Here is a 17,904-nt window from a genome sequence, read left to right as displayed (position 1 = left end):
CGTGAAGGACGAATGTGTCGACAGTGAGTGAACCCGTCAGCCTCTCAGCCCCCCGGGGGGCGGACGCGGGCCTGACCCCCAAGCAGCTTGCGGACAAGTACGGTCTGTCGGTGAGCGGTGCCCGGCCGAGCCTGTTCTCCTACACCAAGCAGCTCTGGGCCCGACGCCACTTCGTCTGGGCCTTCGCCACCGCCCGCCTGGTGGCGCAGTACACCGACGCGAAGCTGGGCCAGCTCTGGCAGGTCGTGACCCCGCTGCTCAACTGCGGTGTGTTCTACCTGGTCTTCGGCGTGATCCTGAAGAGCAAGGACAACTTCCCGCCGAACACCTACATCGCCTGGCTCTGCATCGGCGTCTTCATCTTCCAGTTCACCCAGAACGCGGTGCAGTCCGGCACCCGGGCGATCTCGGACAACCTCGGCCTGATCCGCGCGCTGCACTTCCCGCGCGCCAGCCTGCCGATCGCCTTCACCGTGATCCAGCTCCAGCAGCTGCTGATCTCGATGGTCGTGCTGGTCATCACCGTGCTGGCGGCCGGCATCACGCCCGGCAAGACCTGGCTGCTGATCATCCCGGCGCTGTTCCTGCAGACCCTGTTCAACACCGGCGTCTCGCTGATCTTCGCCCGGATCGGTTCCAAGACCAGCGACATCTCGCAGCTGATCCCGTTCGTGATGCGCGCCTGGATGTTCCTGTCCGGCGTGATGTTCAGCATCCAGGACAAGATCTCCGGCTGGCCGCACTACATCCAGACGATCATGGCCCTCAACCCGGCCTCGGTCTACATGGACCTGCTCCGGCACGCCTTCGCGCCGATCATCTACAACAAGCACCAGGCCGCGCACCAGACCATCCCGCCGCACCAGTGGACGTACGGTCTGGCCTGGGGCGTCGGCATGTTCGTCATCGGATACGTCTTCTTCTGGAAGGCCGAGGAGGAGTACGGCCGTGGCTGACACCGACCTGAGCAAGCGCGACGCCGTCCCGACCGTGGACGTGGCCCGCGAGCCCACCGTCGTCGTCGACGACGTCCACATCGTCTACCGGGTGCACGGCGCCGGCTCCGGCAAGGGCAGCGCCACGTCGGCGCTGAGCCGCATCCTCAGCCGCAAGCGCGGCGCCGGCGTGCGCGAGGTGCACGCGGTGAAGGGCATCAGCTTCACCGCGTACAAGGGCGAGGCGATCGGCCTGATCGGCTCCAACGGCTCCGGCAAGTCGACCATGCTGGCCGCCATCGCGGGCCTGCTGCCGACCGAGAAGGGCGGCATCTACACCAACGGCCAGCCCTCGCTGCTGGGCGTCAACGCGGCCCTGATGAACGAGCTCACCGGTGAGCGCAACGTCATCCTGGGCTGCCTGGCGATGGGCATGACCCCCGCCCAGGTGAAGGCGCGCTACCAGGAGATCGTCGACTTCTCCGGGATCAACGACAAGGGCGACTTCATCTCGCTGCCGATGCGCACCTACTCCTCCGGCATGGGCGCCCGGCTGCGCTTCTCGATCGCCGCCGCCAAGACCCACGACGTGCTGCTGATCGACGAGGCGCTGGCCACCGGTGACCAGGCCTTCCAGCAGCGCAGCAAGAGGCGCATCGACGAGCTGCGCGGCTCCGCCGGTACGGTCTTCCTGGTCAGCCACGACAACAACTCGATCCGCGAGGTCTGCGAGCGGACCATCTGGATCGAGGCGGGCGAGCTGGTCATGGACGGCCCGACCGACGAGGTCGTCGGCCGCTACGAGCGCGGCGAGCGCCCGTAGCCGTCCGCCTCGGAAAAGCCCTGGCTCCTGAGGGCCGGCCCCGGAAGACTCCGGAGCCGGCCCTTCGGCGTGCGGCCCGGCGCTAGTCCGGCTGGCCGTCCCCGCGGGGGGTGAGCGCCACCGTGCGCCGGGCGGGGCGCTCTTCTCGGGCGCGTCGCGTGGTGTCAGGCTGGGGGCACGGGGGCGCTGTGCCGTGCGTGACGCCCGCGCTCGGACGCGTGTCCGAGTCGGACCGGTGGTACCCAGCGGTGTAGAACGGGGGAGTGACTGCAGTGTCGGCTTCGGCCCAGCCCAGAGATACGCCGGTGAACCCTTCCGCGGTAGAGACCCTGGAGAAGGCGGGTGCGGAGAACTTCCCGGTCGCCCCCTTCTTCCTGCCCGCGGCCTGGCGCGACGACCTGATGGCCGCCTACGGCTTCGCCCGGCTGGTCGACGACGCGGGCGACGGCGACCTGGCGGACCCGGCCGCCACCGCCGCCCTGCTCGGGGTCGAGCAGCGGCCCCCCGCCACCCCTTCGGCCCAGTCCGGCCCGCCGAGCCCGGCGGAGACCGCTTTCCGGCTCGCCCTGCTCGACGGGCTGGAGCGCGACCTCGACCGGGCGTTCGAGACCGCCCTGCGCTCCGCCGGCGCCGAACCGCCCCGCCACCCGCTGATGAGCGCCCTCGTCCCGCTGGTCGACCGGCACGGGCTGACCCCCGAGCCGTTCCGCCGTCTGATCGAGGCCAACCGGGTGGACCAGACCATCACCCGCTACCCCACCTACGACGACCTGGCCGGCTACTGCACGCTCTCCGCCGACCCGGTCGGCCGCCTGGTGCTGGCCATCGCGGGCGTCTCCACCCCCGAGCGGATCGCCCTCTCCGACGCGATCTGCACCGCCCTCCAGGTGGTCGAACACCTCCAGGACGTGGCCGAGGACCTCTCCCGCGGCCGGATCTACCTCCCCACCGAGGACCTCGAACGCTTCGGCGTCACCGAGGAGGAGCTCGCCGCCCCCCGCGCGACCGGAGCGGTGCGGGAACTGATCGCCTTCGAGGCCGAACGGGCCCGCACCCTGCTCGACCGCGGCGCACCATTGGTAGGTACGGTTCGGGGGAGGCTTCGACTGCTCCTGGCGGGATTCACCGCAGGCGGCTACGCGGCCCTGGCGGCCGTCGAGGACGCCGGGTTCGACGTGCTCGCCCGGCAGGCGAAGCCGGACAAGCGCCGCCTCGCAGTGAAGGCGGCGGCCATCTTCGCGAAGGGAAGGTGAACGCCCGAGTGGCGGCATCACCACTGGCGTCGGCCCAGGTCATGGCGGCGTACCGGTACTGCGAGGCAGTCACCGGGCTGCAGGCGCGCAACTTCAGCTACGGCATCCGGCTGCTGCCCGAACCCAAGCGGCTGGCCATGTCGGCCCTGTACGCGCTGGCCCGCCGGGTGGACGACATCGGCGACGGCGACCTCCCGGCCGACCGCAAGGCCGAGGCGCTGGTGCGCACCCGGGAACTGGTGGACGAGGTCCGCTCCGGGACGGTCACCGAGGACGACACCGACCCGATCAAGGTCGCCCTGGCCGACGCGTCCCGGCGCTTCCCGATCCCGCTCGGCGGCTTCGACGAGCTGATCGACGGCGTGGAGATGGACCTCAAGGGCGCCGAGTACCAGACGTACGAGGAGCTGAAGGTCTACTGCCGCTGCGTGGCCGGCGCCATCGGCCGGCTCTCGCTCGGCGTCTACGGCTGCGAGGACCCGGAGCGCGGGGCGCGCTACGCGGACACCCTGGGCCTGGCCCTGCAGCTCACCAACATCCTGCGCGACCTGCGCGAGGACGCCCTGAACGGCCGCACCTACCTGCCCACCGAGGACCTGGTCCGGTTCGGCTGCGAGCAGGGCTTCGCGCTGTCCAAGCCGCCGGTCGGCGCCGACTTCACCGGCCTGGTGGCCTTCGAGGCCGCCCGCGCCCAGGCCGCCTTCGAGGAGGGCCTGCGGCTGCTGCCGATGCTCGACCGCCGCAGCCGCGCCTGCACCGCCGCGATGGCCGGGATCTACCACCGGCTGCTCGGCCGGATCGCCGCCGATCCCGAGTCGGTGCTGCGCGGCCGGGTCTCGCTGCCGGGCTGGGAGAAGGCGTACGTCGCGCTTTCCGGGCTCGCCGGGGGGCGTTCTTGATTCTCGCCACGGTTCTGTCACGCTGTGTCAGCGGGGAATCACATCCGGGTAGAGCCGCGTTGACCACGATGCTGAACACGACGGTGCCGGCCGCGAGCGCGCCGGCCGCACCGACCGCCACCGGGCGGTCGAGCGAGGGGGAGGGCCGATGACCGGGCGAGCCGATGCCGCGCGCCCGGCCGCCGTCGTGGTCGGCGGCGGCCTGGCCGGAATCACCACCGCACTGCGCCTGGCCGAGGCCGGCCACGACGTCACCCTGGCCGAGGGGCGCCCCCGGCTCGGCGGCCTGGCGTTCTCCTTCCAGCGCGGCGAGCTGACCGTCGACAACGGCCAGCACGTCTTCCTGCGCTGCTGCACCGCCTACCGCGGCCTGCTGGAGCGCCTCGGCGCCGCCCGGATGACCCACCTCCAGGACCGCCTGGACGTCCCGGTGCTCTCCGTCACCGGCCCCGAGCACGCCCCGGTGCGCACGCTGGGCCGACTGCGCCGGGCCGGTCTGCCCGTTCCGCTGCACCTGGCCGGCAGCCTCGCCCGCTACCCCCACCTGTCGCCGGCCGACCGCGCCCGGGTGGTCCGCGGCGCGCTCGCCCTGAAGGGCCTGGACCTCGCCGACCCGGCGCTGGACCGGCTCTCCTTCGGCGAGTGGCTGCGCCGCAACGGCCAGAACGCCGCCACCACCGCCGCGCTCTGGGACCTGGTCGGCGTCGCCACCCTGAACGCCCGGGCCGACGAGGTGTCGCTGGCGCTCGCCGCCATGGTCTTCAAGACCGGTCTGCTCTCCGACCCGGGGGCCTCCGACATCGGCGTCCCCGCCGTCCCGCTCGGCGTGATCCACCACGACCGGGCGCTCGCCGAGCTGGAACGCGCCGGCGTGCGGGTGCTGCTGCGCGCCCGGGTCGCGGAACTCAAGCCCGCCGCCCCCCAGCACGCCGTCCGGCTGGAGGACGGGCAGCTGCTCACCGCCGACACCGTCGTGCTGGCCGGTGCCCAGGACACCGCGGCCGCCCTGCTGCCGCCCGGCGCCGTCCCCGGACAGGAGCGGCTGGCGGAGTTCGGCACCACGCCGATCCTCAACGTGCACGTGGTCTACGACCGCAAGGTGCTGCGCCGGCCGTTCTTCGCCGCGCTCGGCAGCCCGGTCCAGTGGGTCTTCGACCGCACCACCCACTCCGGCCTGGCCGGCACCGGGCTGGGCCGCGCCCACCCCGGCGCCCAGTACCTGGCCCTGTCCCAGTCCGCCGTGCGGGACGAGATCGACCTGCCGGTGGCCGAGCTGCGCCGCCGCTACCTGCCCGAGCTGGCCCGGCTGCTCCCGGCGGCCGCGGGCGCCGAGGTGCTGGACTTCTTCGTCACCCGGGAGCGCACCGCCACCTTCGACGGGGCGCCCGGCAGCGCCGAGCTGCGCCCCGGAGCCGCGACCGGCGTCCCCGGCCTGTTGCTGGCCGGCGCGTGGACCGCCACCGGCTGGCCCGCGACCATGGAGGGCGCGGTGCGCAGCGGCCACGCCGCCGCCGACGCCGCGCTGGCCGCGGCCGGTACCCGGGTGCCGGTGGACCGGGGCGACGGGCGGTGGCCCAGGTGACGGCGGGCCCCGTCCCCGGGGAGCCCGCCAGAGCCGACGGGCGTACCGTCGGCCCCATCGGCCGTACGGACACCGTTCGCTCCGCCACCAGCACCACCGGCACCAGCACCACCGGCACCAGCACCGCCGGCACCAGTACCGCCGGCACCCGCACCGACCGCACCGGCACCGGCACCGGCCGCACCGACAGCACCCGGCCGCCCCGTGCGGTCCGGCACCACGAGGGAGAGGGAACGCACGTGGAGTCACGCACCGGCTTCGCCGTCGGAGGCACGGCGCACGCCGAACCGGTCTCGGTGCCGGAGCTGCTCGCCCGCAGCCGTACGCTCTGCACCCCGCCGCTACGGGCCACCGTCGCCCGTCTGGCCGCACCGATGGACACCGTCGCGGCGTACCACTTCGGCTGGATCGACCGGGACGGCACCCCGGTGGAGGGGGACGGCGGCAAGGCCGTGCGCCCGGCGCTGGCGCTGCTCTCGGCCCAGGCCGCCGGTGCGGCGGCCGAGGTGGGCGTGCCCGGTGGGGTGGCTGTTGAACTGGTGCACAACTTCTCCCTGCTCCATGATGATCTGATGGACGGTGACGAGACCCGCCGGCACCGGGCCACCGCGTGGACGGTCTTCGGACCGGCCCAGGCGATCCTGGTCGGCGACGCCCTGGCGACGCTCGGCACGGAGGTGCTGCTCGACGCGGGGGACACCGGCGGCACCACCCCGGCCGACGCCGGGCGTGCCGTCCGGCTGCTCACCACGGCGACCCGCCGCCTGATCGACGGCCAGGCCATGGACGTCGCCTTCGAACAGCGCGACAGCGTCACCGTCGCCGAGTGCCTGGAGATGGAGGGCGGCAAGACGGCGGCCCTGCTGGCCGCCGCCTCGGCGATCGGCGCCGTACTGGCCGGGGCCGACGACAAGGTCTCCGGCGCGCTCCAGCGCTACGGCCACCACCTGGGCCTGGCCTTCCAGGCGGTGGACGACCTGCTCGGCATCTGGGGCGCGACCGAGGTCACCGGCAAGCCGCACTGGGGCGACCTGCGCCAGCGCAAGAAGTCCCTGCCGGTCGCCGCCGCGCTCGCCGAGGGCGGGGCCGCCTCGCGCCGGCTCGCCGAGGCGCTCGCGGACCCGAAGGGCCGGGGCGAGGAGAGCGAGCCCGAGCTCGCCGCCCGGGCCGCGCTGATCGAGGAGGCCGGAGGCCGGGCCTGGACCCAGGAGGAGGCCCGCCGCCAGCACACGACTGCCCTCGCCGCCCTGGACGAGGTGCCGATGTCCGACGCGGTGCGCGAGCACTTCGTCGCACTCGCCGAATTCGTGGTGGTACGAGAGAGGTGACGTTACGTTGACAGCAACCGCGGACGGCCGGCTCGACCCTGAGTACGATTCCGAGCCGGTCGCGGTGGGCGACCGCCCCCCGGCCCTGCTGGGTCCGGGGCGGTGGCAGCCCGAGGACACCGACCGGCCGCGGCCGGCCGGTGAGGCGGACGGGCAGCCCGGCGACGCGCGCGAGGCCCTGGCGCGTGCCACCACCCACCTGCTCTCGCTGCAGTCCTCCGAGGGCTGGTGGAAGGGCGACCTGGAGACCAACGTCACCATGGACGCCGAGGACTTACTGCTCCGCCAGTTCCTGGGCATCCGGACGGAGGACCAGACCCGGGCCACCGCCGAGTGGATCCGGTCCCAGCAACGGGAGGACGGCACCTGGGCCACCTTCCACGGCGGACCGGCCGAACTGTCCACCACCGTCGAGGCGTACGTCGCCCTCAAGCTCGCCGGCGACGACCCGAACGCCCCGCACATGCTGGCCGCCGCGCGGTACGTCCGCTCCGCCGGGGGCATCGCGGCCGCCCGGGTGTTCACCCGGATCTGGCTCGCGCTCTTCGGCTGGTGGCCCTGGGAGCGGCTGCCCGAGATGCCGCCCGAGATCATCTTCCTGCCCAAGTGGCTGCCGCTGAACATCTACGCCTTCGGCTGCTGGGCCCGCCAGACCATCGTCCCGCTGACCGTCGTCTCGGCCCACCGTCCGGTCCGTCCGGCCCCCTTCGCGCTCACCGAGCTGCACACCGACCCGGACCACCCGTACCCCGACCGGCCGCTCGCCCCCGCCACCAGCTGGGACGGCCTGTTCGAGCGCCTGGACAAGGTGCTGCACGCCTACCACCACCGGGCCTTCCGGCCGCTCCGTCGGCTCGCCGTCGCCCAGGCCTGCCGCTGGATCGTCGAGCGCCAGGAGGCCGACGGCTGCTGGGGCGGCATCCAGCCGCCGGCCGTCTACTCGCTGATCGCCCTGCACCTGGAGGGCTACGAGCTGGAGCACCCGGTGGTGAAGGCCGGCCTCTCCTCCTTCGACCGCTTCACCGTGCACACCGAGGACGGCATGCGCTGGATGGAGGCCTGCCAGTCCCCGGTCTGGGACACCTGCCTGGCCACCATCGCCCTGGTCGACGCCGGGGTGCCGGCCGACCACCCGGCGCTGGTCTCCGCCGTCGACTGGATGCTCGGCGAGGAGATCCGCAAGCGCGGCGACTGGTCGGTCCGGCGGCCCGCCCTGCCGGCCGGCGGCTGGGCCTTCGAGTTCGAGAACGACACCTACCCCGACATCGACGACACCGCCGAGGTGGTGCTCGCGCTGCGCCGGGTCGCCCACCCCGACCCGGCGAAGGTCGAGGCGGCGGTGGAGCGGGGCGTGCAGTGGAACCTCGGCATGCAGTCCAAGAACGGCGCCTGGGGCGCCTTCGACGTCGACAACACCAGCCTGCTGCCGAACAAGCTGCCGTTCTGCGACTTCGGCGAGGTGGTCGACCCGCCGTCCGCCGACGTCACCGCCCACGTGGTGGAGATGCTCGCCGAGACCGGCCGGGCCCGCGACCCGCGGACCCGGCGCGGCATCGAGTGGCTGCTGAGCAACCAGGAGGCCGACGGCTCCTGGTTCGGCCGCTGGGGCACCAACTACATCTACGGCACCGGCTCGGTGCTGCCCGCCCTGGTCGCGGCCGGGGTCCCGGACGAGCACCCGGCGATCCGCCGGGCGGTGCGCTGGCTGGAGGACCGGCAGAACACCGACGGCGGCTGGGGCGAGGACATGCGCTCCTACGAGGACCCGGCGCGCTGGGCCGGGCGCGGCGAGTCCACCGCCTCGCAGACCGCCTGGGCGCTGATGGCGCTGCTCGCGGCCGGCGAGGGCCCGGACGGCCGGGCCAACCCCGCGGTGGAACGCGGCGTGGAGTGGCTGGTGCGCACCCAGCTCCCCGAGGGGACCTGGGACGAGCCGCAGTTCACCGGCACCGGCTTCCCTTGGGACTTCTCCATCAACTACCACCTGTACCGGCTGGTCTTCCCGGTCACCGCGCTCGGCCGCTACCTCCACGGCGCGCCGGGCATGGTCAAGCCCGGCGGTGCCCCGGCGATCGGGGCGGCGCGGTGACCACCGCACCCCTGCTGGTGCTCTGCGCGCTGGGCCCCGAGGTGTGGGCCCTGCGCGGCGGGGACTGGCGCGGCGCGGTCGGCGGGTCCCCGGTGCTGGTACGCACCGGGGTCGGCCGGCGGCGGGCCGGGTCGGCCGTCCGCCGGCTGCTCGGCTCGGCCCCGGGCAGCTACGGCGCGGTCGTGGTGGCGGGCTTCGGCGCCGCCGTCGGGCCGGGCGTGGCCCCGGGCGACGTGGTGGCCGCCGACGGCGTGCGCGACGCCGAGGGCCACCTCTACCCGGTCGACTCCGGGCCGGATCTGGCCCGGGCGCTCAAGGAGCAGGGCCTGACCGTGCACACCGGGGTGCACCACACCGCCGACCACGTGGTGCGCGGCATCGAACGGCGCGCCCTGCACCGGCTGGGCGCGCTCGCCGTCGACATGGAGGCCGCCGCCGTGCTCGCCGCGCTGCGGGAGGTGCGCCCGGCCCTGCCCGTCGCGGTGCTGCGGGTGGTGGTCGACACCCCCGACCACGAACTGCTGCGCCCCGGCACCCTGCCCGCCGGGGTGCGCGCCTGGCGGACCCTTCGGGCGACGGTACCCGCCCTGGTCGACTGGTACCGGCCGGAGCCCGGCGACGGCTCCGCAGACCTGAACCACCCCACATCCTCGACGCTCCCCCAGGAGGCGAGCTAGCCATGGCCATGCCGTTGCGCCAGACCGTGCGGGTCGGCACCTACCTGATGCAGCAGAAGCTGCTCAAGCGACGGGACAAGTTCCCGCTGATCGTGGAGCTGGAGCCGCTGTTCGCCTGCAACCTCGCCTGCGAGGGCTGCGGCAAGATCCAGCACCCGGCGGGCGTGCTCAAGCAGCGGATGCCCGTCGCCCAGGCGGTCGGCGCGGTCCTGGAGTCCGGTGCCCCGATGGTCTCGATCGCCGGCGGCGAGCCGCTGATGCACCCGCAGATCGACGAGATCGTCCGGCAGCTGGTGGAGCGCCGCAAGTACGTCTTCCTCTGCACCAACGCGCTGCTGCTGCGCAAGAAGATGGACAAGTTCAAGCCCTCGCCCTACTTCACCTTTGCGGTGCACATCGACGGCCTGCGCGAGCGGCACGACGAGTCGGTGGCCAAGGAGGGCACCTTCGACGAGGCGGTGGCGGCGATCAAGGAGGCAAAGCGGCGCGGCTTCCGGGTGACCACCAACAGCACCTTCTTCAACACCGACACCCCGCAGACCGTCATCGACGTCCTCGACTACCTCAACGACGAGCTCAAGGTCGACGAGATGATGATCTCCCCGGCCTACGCCTACGAGAAGGCCCCCGACCAGGAGCACTTCCTCGGCGTCGAGCAGACCAGGGAGCTCTTCCGCAAGGCCTTCGCCGGCGGCAACCGCAAGCGCTGGCGCCTCAACCACAGTCCGCTCTTCCTCGACTTCCTGGAGGGCAAGGCCGACTTCGAGTGCACCCCCTGGGGCATCCCCAACTACTCGCTGTTCGGCTGGCAGCGGCCCTGCTACCTGATGGCCGACGGCTACGTGCCGACCTACCGCGAGCTGGTCGAGAAGACCGACTGGAGCAAGTACGGACGCGGCAAGGACCCGCGCTGCGAGAACTGCATGGCCCACTGCGGCTACGAGCCGACAGCCGTCCTCGCGACCATGGGCTCGCTCCAGCAGTCGCTGCGCGCGATCACCGAGACCGTCAGCTCCGGCCGCGGGCACTGAGACCGGGCCGGCGACGCCCGGCTCAGCAGCCGTACCGCCCCGAGCTCCCGTCCGGCCCGGGCCACCGTGCCCGGGCCGGCCCCGCCCCGCCGGGCGGAGGCACCACCGCACCGCTCCGAGTCGTGAGGTGTACCCATGTCACTGCTCTCCCGCGTCACGTCCCCGGCCGAGCTGCGCAAGCTCCCCGCGTCCGAACTGCCGCTGCTCGCCGACGAGATCCGCGACTTCCTGATCGACGCCGTCACCCGTACCGGCGGCCACCTCGGGCCGAACCTCGGCGTGGTGGAGCTCACCATCGCGCTGCACCGGGTGTTCGACTCGCCGTACGACCGGATCGTCTTCGACACGGGGCACCAGAGCTACGTCCACAAGCTGCTCACCGGCCGCCAGGACTTCTCCCGGCTGCGGATGAAGGGCGGGCTGTCCGGCTATCCCTCGCGGGCCGAGTCCGAGCACGACCTGGTCGAGAACTCGCACGCCTCCACCGCCCTCTCCTACGCCGACGGGCTGGCCAAGGCCGTCCAGCTGCTCGGCCAGCAGGACCGGCACACCGTCGCGGTGATCGGCGACGGCGCGCTCACCGGCGGGCTCGCCTGGGAGGCGCTCAACAACATCGCCGACGCCAAGGACCGGCCGCTGGTCATCGTCGTCAACGACAACGAGCGCTCCTACGCCAGGACGATCGGCGGGCTCGCCCACCACCTGGCCACCCTGCGCACCACCCAGGGCTACGAGCGCTTCCTCGCCCTCGGCAAGGAGGCGCTGCAGCGCACCCCGCTGGTCGGGCAGCCGATCTTCGACGCGCTGCACGGCGCCAAGAAGGGCTTCAAGGACGCCTTCGCGCCGCAGGGCATGTTCGAGGACCTCGGGCTGAAGTACCTGGGGCCGATCGACGGCCACGACGTGGGCGCGGTGGAACAGTCGCTGAGACAGGCCCGCAACTTCGGCGGACCGGTCATCGTCCACTGCCTGACCGTCAAGGGCCGCGGCTACCTGCCAGCCGAGCAGGACGAGGCGGACCGCTTCCACGCCGTCAACCCGATCGACCCGTACACCTGCCTGCCGATCTCGCCCAGCGCCGGGATCTCCTGGACCTCGGTGTTCGGGGAGGAGCTGGTCGCGCTCGGCGCCGAGCGGCCCGATCTGGTGGCGGTCACCGCCGCGATGCTCCAGCCCGTCGGGCTGACGCCGTTCGCGAAGGCCTACCCGGACCGGACCTTCGACGTCGGGATCGCCGAACAGCACGCCGTCACCAGCGCGGCGGGACTGGCCACCGGCGGGCTGCACCCGGTGGTGGCGGTGTACTCGACCTTCCTGAACCGGGCCTTCGACCAGGTCCTGATGGACGTCGCCCTGCACCGGCTGGGCGTCACCTTCGTGCTGGACCGCTCCGGGGTGACCGGCTCGGACGGGGCCTCGCACAACGGCATGTGGGACATGTCGATCCTCCAGGTCGTCCCCGGGCTGCGGCTCGCCGCGCCGCGCGACGCCGAGCAGCTGCGGGCCCAGCTGCGCGAGGCCGTCGAGGTCGAGGACGCGCCGACCGTGGTCCGCTTCCCCAAGGGGAACGTCGGACCGACCGTCCCGGCGGTCGAGCGGATCGGCGGAACGGACGTGCTGCTGCGCACCGGGCCCGCTCCGGAGATCCTGCTGGTGGCCGTCGGCAGCACCGCCTCCGCCTGCCTGGACGCCGCCCGGCTGCTGCTCGCCGAGGGCTTCACGGCGACCGTGGTCGACCCGCGCTGGGTCAAGCCGGTCGACCCGGTGCTGCCCGAACTCGCCGCCGCCCACCGGCTGGTGGTCACCGTCGAGGACAACGGGCGCACCGGCGGCGTGGGTTCGGCCGTCTCCCAGGCGCTGCGCGACGCCGATGTGGACGTCCCCGTGCGGGTGCTCGGCCTGCCGCAGGAGTTCCTCGGCCACGCCGCGCGCGGCGAGATCCTGGAGGAGACCGGCCTGACCGGCACCGGGGTCGCGGCCCAGACCGCCGTCGTCGCCAAGAACCTGCTACCGACCCGAGGAGCGAACCCGCGCCATGCCGGCTGAACCAGACCGCCCCGCCTTCGACCTCGCCGCGCTCCTCGCCGAACGCGGCCGCGAACGCTACGAGTTGCACAGCCGCCACCTCAACCCCCAGCTGCCCCGGATGCTGCGCACCATCGGGTTCGACAAGTACTACGAGCGCGCGGAGGGCCAGTACTTCTACGACGCCGAGGGCAACGAGTACCTCGACATGCTCGCGGGCTTCGGCATCTTCGCCCTCGGCCGGCACCACCCGACGGTGCGCTCGGCGGTCCAGCAGGTGATGGACCTGGGCCTCCCGGACCTGGTCCGCTTCGACTGCTCGCCGCTGCCCGGGCTGCTGGCCGAGCGGCTGCTCTCCCACGCGCCCGGGCTGGACCGGGTGTTCTTCGGCAACAGCGGCACCGAGGCGGTGGAGACCGCGCTGAAGTTCGCCCGCTACGCCACCGGCCGCAAGCGCGTCCTCTACGCCGACCACGCGTTCCACGGGCTGACCACCGGCTCGCTGTCGGTCAACGGCGAGAGCGGCTTCCGCAAGGGCTTCGACCCGTTGCTGCCGGACACCGCCGTCCCGCTCGGCGACCTCGGAGCGCTGGCCAAGGAGTTGAAGCGCGGGGACGTCGCGGCGCTGATCGTGGAGCCGATCCAGGGCAAGGGCGTGCAGGCGCCGCCGCCCGGCTGGCTGCGCGCCGCCCAGGCGCTGCTGCACGAGCACAAGGCACTGCTGATCTGCGACGAGGTGCAGACCGGGATCGGCCGCACCGGCGAGTTCTTCGCCTACCAGCACGAGGAGGGCGTGCTGCCCGACCTGGTGTGCGCGGCCAAGGCGCTCTCCGGCGGGTACGTGCCGATCGGGGCGACGCTCGGGAAGAGCTGGATCTTCGAGAAGGTGTACTCCTCGATGGACCGGGTCCTGGTGCACTCGGCGAGCTTCGGGTCCAACGCCCAGGCGATGGCGGCCGGGCTGGCGACCCTGGAAGTGATGCGCGAGGAGAAGGTGGTGGAGAACGCCCGGCAGGTCGGCGACCGGCTCCGCGAGCGGCTCACCGCGCTGATCGACCGGTACGAGCTGCTCGCCGAGGTGCGCGGCCGCGGGCTGATGATCGGCATCGAGTTCGGCCGGCCCAAGTCGCTGAAGCTGCGCACCGCTTGGACGGCCCTCCAGGCGGCGCGCAAGGGGCTGTTCGCGCAGATGGTGGTCGTCCCGCTGCTCCAGCGGCACCGGATCCTGACCCAGGTGTCCGGGGACCATGTGGAAGTGATCAAACTTATTCCCCCGCTGATCATCACCGATCGGGACGCGGACCGGTTCCTGGAGGCCTTCACCGAGATCATGGACGAGGCCCACCGGGGGAACGGCCTGATGTGGGACTTCGGCCGGACCCTGGTGAAACAGGCGGTGGGCAACCGGTAGCCGGGCGGGGAGTGGGAAGTCGGCCGGACCGGCTTCCCACTCCCGGGGAGACACCGCGTCAGAGCTCGGTCCGGCGGCGCCGGATCACCACCACGAGATCGACGACGGCGAACAGGGTGATCAGCCCGAGGGCGATCGCGAAACCGGTCAGGGTGCCCCGGCTGGGCGCGCCGTCCACCGGCGTGGAGGCCGCCCAGAGCGCGAAACCCACCGTCCCCAGTGCGAACAGCGGGGTGAAGACCAGCGAGAGCAGGTAGCGGAGCCTGAGGTCGCTGCGGGCGGTGGCCGGCTCGGTGCCGCTGCGCCACCGTCGCGGGGTGGTGGTGCGCATCTCCGTTCACCTCCGGGCCGCGCGGGTGGGGGCTACGATTCCAGCGTACGTCCGAGGGGGAGAGCCGGGGAGGCGCGATGACGGGGTCGGACGCCGCGGGGGCGGGCACGGGCGGGGAGGACGCCGAGGGGTACGCGGGGCTGCGGATCGAGCGGGCCCGGGAGCTCGCCCGGCGGCACGGCTGGGCCTCTGTCCGGGTGCTGGAGCCGGGGCAGCTGATCACCATGGAGTACCGGCAGGGGCGGCTCAACCTCGCGGTGCGGGACGGTGTGGTCGAGCGCAGCTGGGAGGGGTAGCCCTCCCGGGGGTGCGGCTCAGCGGGCGAACCGCCGGTGGAGGCGCTGCTCGGCGACGGAGAGCAGGGGTTCCAGCAGCGGCAGGGAGAGCAGCACCAGCAGCCCGGCGGCCCAGCCGGCCAGTACGTCGGAGACCCAGTGGGTGCCCAGGTAGACGGTGGTCAGGCCGATCGAGCAGGCGGTGGCGGCGGCGATCACCGCGCCGGTGCGCCGCCAGCGGACGGCGAGATAGGCGAGCACGCCCCAGGTGACCACGGCGTTGGCGGTGTGGCCGGAAGGGAAGATGGTGCCGCCGGAGAACAGCTCGGGCGAGCCGACGTACTGGGCGTAGTGCGGGCCGAGCCGACCAGTGATGATCTTGACCGCGCCGACCGTGACGTTGAGGAGCAGCAGGGCGACGCCCATGACCAGCAGCGGGCGCAGCCGGCCGAGTCGACGGGCGCGCCAGAGCAGCCAGGCGAAGGCGGCGATGGCGCTGGGCCCGCGCTGGCCGACCACCACCCAGGCGTTGAGCACCGGTTCCAGGCTGGGCCACCGCTCGTACGGGCGCAGCAGGCGGACCGACCAGTCGAGGTCGACCAGGTCGGTGTTGAGCAGCACCCCGGCCAGCACCAGCAGGTAGACCGCGAAGGTCCCGCCGAACAGGACGGCCCGGCGGCGGCTCATCGGGGGCCAGCCGGGCTCGCCGCGGTCGCGGCCGGTCGGGCCGGGGCGGGTCGGACCGGGGCCGGTCAGGCCGGGGCGGGTCGGGCCGGGCACGCGGGCCGGGGCACGGTCGGCGGCCGGGAGTTCCCTGCGGCCGTCGGTGCGGTGTTCCGGCTCCTGCCGCGGAATGCGAGCGGCGGTACTTCTGGATTGCACGAGGGTGACCATACCCATCCGACCGGGAGTATCCCGGAGCAAATTGTCATTTTCCCGGGAAATCGACAATTGGGTCGTCCCCGGGTGACCCGGGGAGTGATTTCCAGTATTCCAGGATCGAATGCCCGTGTGGTCTTCGAATGATTCTGCAAAAGCCCCGGTAAAGAAAACGGAGCGGGAGGCCGGTCCGCCCGGCTTCCCACTCCGTGGTAACCCTGTGTAGGTTCCGTGCTCAGTCGAGGGGGCCGCCCGCGACGTAGATCACCTGGCCGGAGACGAAGCCGGCGCCCTCGCCGGCGAGGAAGGAGATGGTGTTGGCGACGTCCTCCGGCTCGCCGACCCGCTGGACCGGGATCTGGGAGGCCGCAGCGCGCTTGAAGTCCTCGAAGTCCATGCCGACCCGGGCGGCGGTGGCCGCCGTCATGTCCGTGGCGATGAAGCCGGGGGCGACGGCGTTGGCCGTGATGCCGAACTTGCCCAGCTCGATGGCCAAAGTCTTGGTGAAGCCCTGCAGACCGGCCTTGGCGGCCGAGTAGTTGGCCTGGCCGCGGTTGCCCTGGGCGGACGAGGAGGACAGGTTGACGATGCGGCCGAAACCGGCGTCCACCATGTGCTTCTGCACCGCGCGGGTCATCAGGAAGGCGCCGCGCAGGTGAACGTTCATGACCGTGTCCCAGTCGGACTCGGACATCTTGAAGAGGAGGTTGTCGCGGAGCACGCCCGCGTTGTTGACCAGGACGACGGGGGCGCCGAGCTCGGCGACCACCCGGTCGACGGCGGCCTGGACCTGCTCGGCGTCCGAGACGTCGGCGCCGACGGCCAGGGCCCGTCCGCCGGCCGCGGTGATCCGGTCGACGGTGTCCTTGCCGGCGGCCTCGTCCAGGTCCAGGACCGCGACCGCGTAGCCGTCGGCGGCCAGCCGCACGGCGGTGGCGGCGCCCAGCCCGCGGGCGGCGCCGGTGACGACCGCGACCCGGGGGGCGGTGCTCTGCTCGGTCATGCTCGCTCTCGTCTCTCTCGGGGGTGCCTCCGGGGAGTGCCCCCGGAGAGGGTGCCCACACCCTACCGGCGGGTAGGGGTGGCGGCCAGGGTGGAGAGGTGCAGGTGACGGTCGGTAAGGACCGACCGGTCGGCTTTCTGCTGAGAACGGGTTACTGCAAGGGCGTGGCAGCGCGTAAATATGCCAATGTTGCCGAACCTGCGTCTACTATCCGCCCCTGCCTGCCAGCAAGGGCCCGCCGTTTGTATAGTGTCCGCCAGCAGCCACCGGCTGCACGGCTGGAGCGCCCTCCCTCATAGCTGGACGCCCACTCGCCGTTACTGCCCCACCCGGGTGTCCCACACACACCGGGTGTGACATCGGGACGGATACATGGTGCTGGGGGAGATCCCGACAACCCGCGTGTCCGCGCGACTGCAGCAGTCGCCCGGACACCTCATTCGCGTTGCGCAGCAGGTCCACACCCGTCTGTGGTCCGAGCACGTCGGAGCCGATCTCACGGCTCCGCAGTTCGCCGTCCTGCTGGTACTCGCCCTCGAACCGGGCGCGGACCAGCGGACGGTCGGCGAGCGCGCCTCGCTCGACAAGGCCACGATGGCGGAGATGGTCGCGCGGCTGGTCCGCCGCGGCCTCGTGCTGCGCAGGCGTGACCCGGCCGACGGCCGACGCAAGCTGCTCGCCCTCTCGCAGAGCGGCGCCCAGGCGGTGCGCGAGGCCACCGGTGGTGTGGTCCGCGTCCAGCGGGTGCTGTTCGAGCCCCTCACGCCCGAGGAGCAGGTCGAGATCGTCCGGGTGATGGCCAAGATAGCCAGGCTGGAGCCCGCGGCGGTGGCCGTCTTCTCCGACGCGCGGCCGATACTGGACGCCCAGCGGGCGATCGGCTACCTGATCAGGGTCGGTCAGCAGGTGCACACCAAGCTCTGGTCGGAACACGTCGGGGCGGAGCTGACGGCTCCGCAGTTCGCCGTGCTGGACGCGCTGGAGCTGGAACCGGGCGCGGACCAGCGCACGGTCGGCGAGCTGGCCTCGCTGGACAAGGCCACGATGGCCGAGATGGTCAGCCGACTGGTGCGCCGCGGTCTGGTGCAGCGCCGGCGCGACCCCTCGGACGGGCGGCGCAACCTGCTCTCGCTCTCACCGGCGGGTCAGGACCTGTTGCACCGCTCGGCCGCCGGGGTGGCCGAGGTCCAGCGGCTGCTGCTCGCGCCGCTGGCGGAGGAGGAGCACGAGGCTGCGCTCTCGCTCATCGCCAAGGCGGCCAGGCTCTAGCCCAAGCTTTGGTAACAATAGCCAAAACGATTCACCAAGGGTTCTGAAGTCCTCGGTCGTCGACGTCGGCCGACCGTGGGCGCAGGTGGATCCG

The 17,904-nt window shown here is 72.7% G+C and carries 16 protein-coding genes; 13 read left to right on the top strand and 3 right to left on the bottom strand.

What is annotated here, in order from left to right:
* The first annotated feature begins 14 nt into the window (after positions 1-14).
* From ACIRVF_RS06880 to ACIRVF_RS06830, 11 genes are all read left to right on the top strand, one after another.
* Positions 15-956: an ABC transporter permease gene (locus ACIRVF_RS06880; RefSeq protein ID WP_402814774.1), complete on the top strand. Its 942-nt coding sequence runs from the start codon at positions 15-17 to the stop codon at positions 954-956.
* Positions 949-1,758: an ABC transporter ATP-binding protein gene (locus ACIRVF_RS06875; protein WP_402814771.1), complete on the top strand. Its 810-nt coding sequence runs from the start codon at positions 949-951 to the stop codon at positions 1,756-1,758. The genes ACIRVF_RS06880 and ACIRVF_RS06875 overlap by 8 nt, the downstream gene beginning before the upstream one ends.
* A 305-nt stretch (positions 1,759-2,063) precedes the next feature.
* Complete coding sequence (gene hpnC / locus ACIRVF_RS06870; RefSeq protein WP_402814768.1) at positions 2,064-3,011, top strand: squalene synthase HpnC; 948 nt, start codon at positions 2,064-2,066, stop codon at positions 3,009-3,011.
* 41 nt (positions 3,012-3,052) lie between these two features.
* Positions 3,053-3,910: a presqualene diphosphate synthase HpnD gene (gene hpnD, locus ACIRVF_RS06865; protein ID WP_402815745.1), complete on the top strand. Its 858-nt coding sequence runs from the start codon at positions 3,053-3,055 to the stop codon at positions 3,908-3,910.
* Between the two features lie 148 nt (positions 3,911-4,058).
* On the top strand, positions 4,059-5,492 hold the full coding sequence (hpnE, locus tag ACIRVF_RS06860; protein ID WP_402814765.1) for a hydroxysqualene dehydroxylase HpnE: 1,434 nt from the start codon (positions 4,059-4,061) through the stop codon (positions 5,490-5,492).
* A gap of 239 nt (positions 5,493-5,731) precedes the next feature.
* Complete coding sequence (locus tag ACIRVF_RS06855; RefSeq protein WP_402815744.1) at positions 5,732-6,820, top strand: polyprenyl synthetase family protein; 1,089 nt, start codon at positions 5,732-5,734, stop codon at positions 6,818-6,820.
* 7 nt (positions 6,821-6,827) lie between these two features.
* Positions 6,828-8,909 carry a squalene--hopene cyclase gene (gene shc, locus ACIRVF_RS06850; protein WP_402814762.1) on the top strand — a complete coding sequence of 694 codons (2,082 nt, stop codon included), beginning with the start codon at positions 6,828-6,830 and terminating at the stop codon, positions 8,907-8,909.
* Positions 8,906-9,586: a 1-hydroxy-2-methyl-2-butenyl 4-diphosphate reductase gene (locus ACIRVF_RS06845; RefSeq protein WP_402814759.1), complete on the top strand. Its 681-nt coding sequence runs from the start codon at positions 8,906-8,908 to the stop codon at positions 9,584-9,586. Before shc ends, ACIRVF_RS06845 begins: the two co-directional genes overlap by 4 nt.
* A 2-nt stretch (positions 9,587-9,588) precedes the next feature.
* Positions 9,589-10,617: an adenosyl-hopene transferase HpnH gene (gene hpnH / locus ACIRVF_RS06840; RefSeq protein WP_402814757.1), complete on the top strand. Its 1,029-nt coding sequence runs from the start codon at positions 9,589-9,591 to the stop codon at positions 10,615-10,617.
* A 135-nt stretch (positions 10,618-10,752) separates the two neighbouring features.
* Positions 10,753-12,663 carry a 1-deoxy-D-xylulose-5-phosphate synthase gene (dxs, locus tag ACIRVF_RS06835; RefSeq protein WP_402814754.1) on the top strand — a complete coding sequence of 637 codons (1,911 nt, stop codon included), beginning with the start codon at positions 10,753-10,755 and terminating at the stop codon, positions 12,661-12,663.
* The gene (locus tag ACIRVF_RS06830; RefSeq protein WP_402814752.1) at positions 12,653-14,053 is read left to right on the top strand and encodes an aspartate aminotransferase family protein; all 1,401 of its coding nucleotides are present in this window, start codon (positions 12,653-12,655) and stop codon (positions 14,051-14,053) included. The genes dxs and ACIRVF_RS06830 overlap by 11 nt, the downstream gene beginning before the upstream one ends.
* Before the next feature lie 58 nt (positions 14,054-14,111).
* Here ACIRVF_RS06830 and ACIRVF_RS06825 read toward each other — a convergent pair whose 3' ends face one another.
* Entirely contained in the window at positions 14,112-14,384 is a 273-nt protein-coding gene (locus ACIRVF_RS06825) for a DUF6343 family protein (RefSeq protein ID WP_402814749.1), read from the bottom strand.
* Positions 14,385-14,461: 77 nt separating this feature from the next.
* On the opposite strand from ACIRVF_RS06825, the gene ACIRVF_RS06820 reads away from it, so the two are divergent.
* A complete protein-coding gene (locus tag ACIRVF_RS06820; protein ID WP_402814747.1) occupies positions 14,462-14,680 on the top strand; it encodes an I78 family peptidase inhibitor in 219 nt (72 codons plus the stop codon).
* Between the two features lie 18 nt (positions 14,681-14,698).
* On the opposite strand, the gene ACIRVF_RS06815 is transcribed toward ACIRVF_RS06820, so the two are convergent.
* Entirely contained in the window at positions 14,699-15,541 is an 843-nt protein-coding gene (locus ACIRVF_RS06815) for a phosphatase PAP2 family protein (protein ID WP_402814743.1), read from the bottom strand.
* A gap of 232 nt (positions 15,542-15,773) precedes the next feature.
* Positions 15,774-16,541 (bottom strand): 3-oxoacyl-ACP reductase FabG, encoded by a 768-nt coding sequence (gene fabG / locus ACIRVF_RS06810; protein WP_030281264.1) that lies wholly within the window; start codon positions 16,539-16,541, stop codon positions 15,774-15,776.
* A 402-nt stretch (positions 16,542-16,943) separates the two neighbouring features.
* Between fabG and ACIRVF_RS06805 the strand changes: the two genes are divergently transcribed.
* Complete coding sequence (locus ACIRVF_RS06805; RefSeq protein WP_402814741.1) at positions 16,944-17,810, top strand: MarR family winged helix-turn-helix transcriptional regulator; 867 nt, start codon at positions 16,944-16,946, stop codon at positions 17,808-17,810.
* Positions 17,811-17,904 lie beyond the last annotated feature (94 nt).

Source organism: Kitasatospora sp. NPDC101157 (assembly GCF_044768255.1).
Lineage (GTDB): Bacteria > Actinomycetota > Actinomycetes > Streptomycetales > Streptomycetaceae > Kitasatospora.
This window is presented reverse-complemented; position numbering and strand designations above follow the sequence as displayed.

Bases quoted from the DNA above. Each gene is read 5' to 3' on its own strand.
- hpnH (WP_402814757.1), top strand. From the start codon at position 9,589: ATGGCCATGCCGTTGCGCCAGACCGTGCGGGTCGGCACCTACCTGATG.
- hpnD (WP_402815745.1), top strand. From the start codon at position 3,053: ATGGCGGCGTACCGGTACTGCGAGGCAGTCACCGGGCTGCAGGCGCGC.
- hpnE (WP_402814765.1), top strand. From the start codon at position 4,059: ATGACCGGGCGAGCCGATGCCGCGCGCCCGGCCGCCGTCGTGGTCGGC.
- fabG (WP_030281264.1), bottom strand. From the start codon at position 16,541: ATGACCGAGCAGAGCACCGCCCCCCGGGTCGCGGTCGTCACCGGCGCC.
- ACIRVF_RS06830 (WP_402814752.1), top strand. From the start codon at position 12,653: ATGCCGGCTGAACCAGACCGCCCCGCCTTCGACCTCGCCGCGCTCCTC.
- dxs (WP_402814754.1), top strand. From the start codon at position 10,753: ATGTCACTGCTCTCCCGCGTCACGTCCCCGGCCGAGCTGCGCAAGCTC.
- ACIRVF_RS06820 (WP_402814747.1), top strand. From the start codon at position 14,462: ATGACGGGGTCGGACGCCGCGGGGGCGGGCACGGGCGGGGAGGACGCC.
- ACIRVF_RS06825 (WP_402814749.1), bottom strand. From the start codon at position 14,384: ATGCGCACCACCACCCCGCGACGGTGGCGCAGCGGCACCGAGCCGGCC.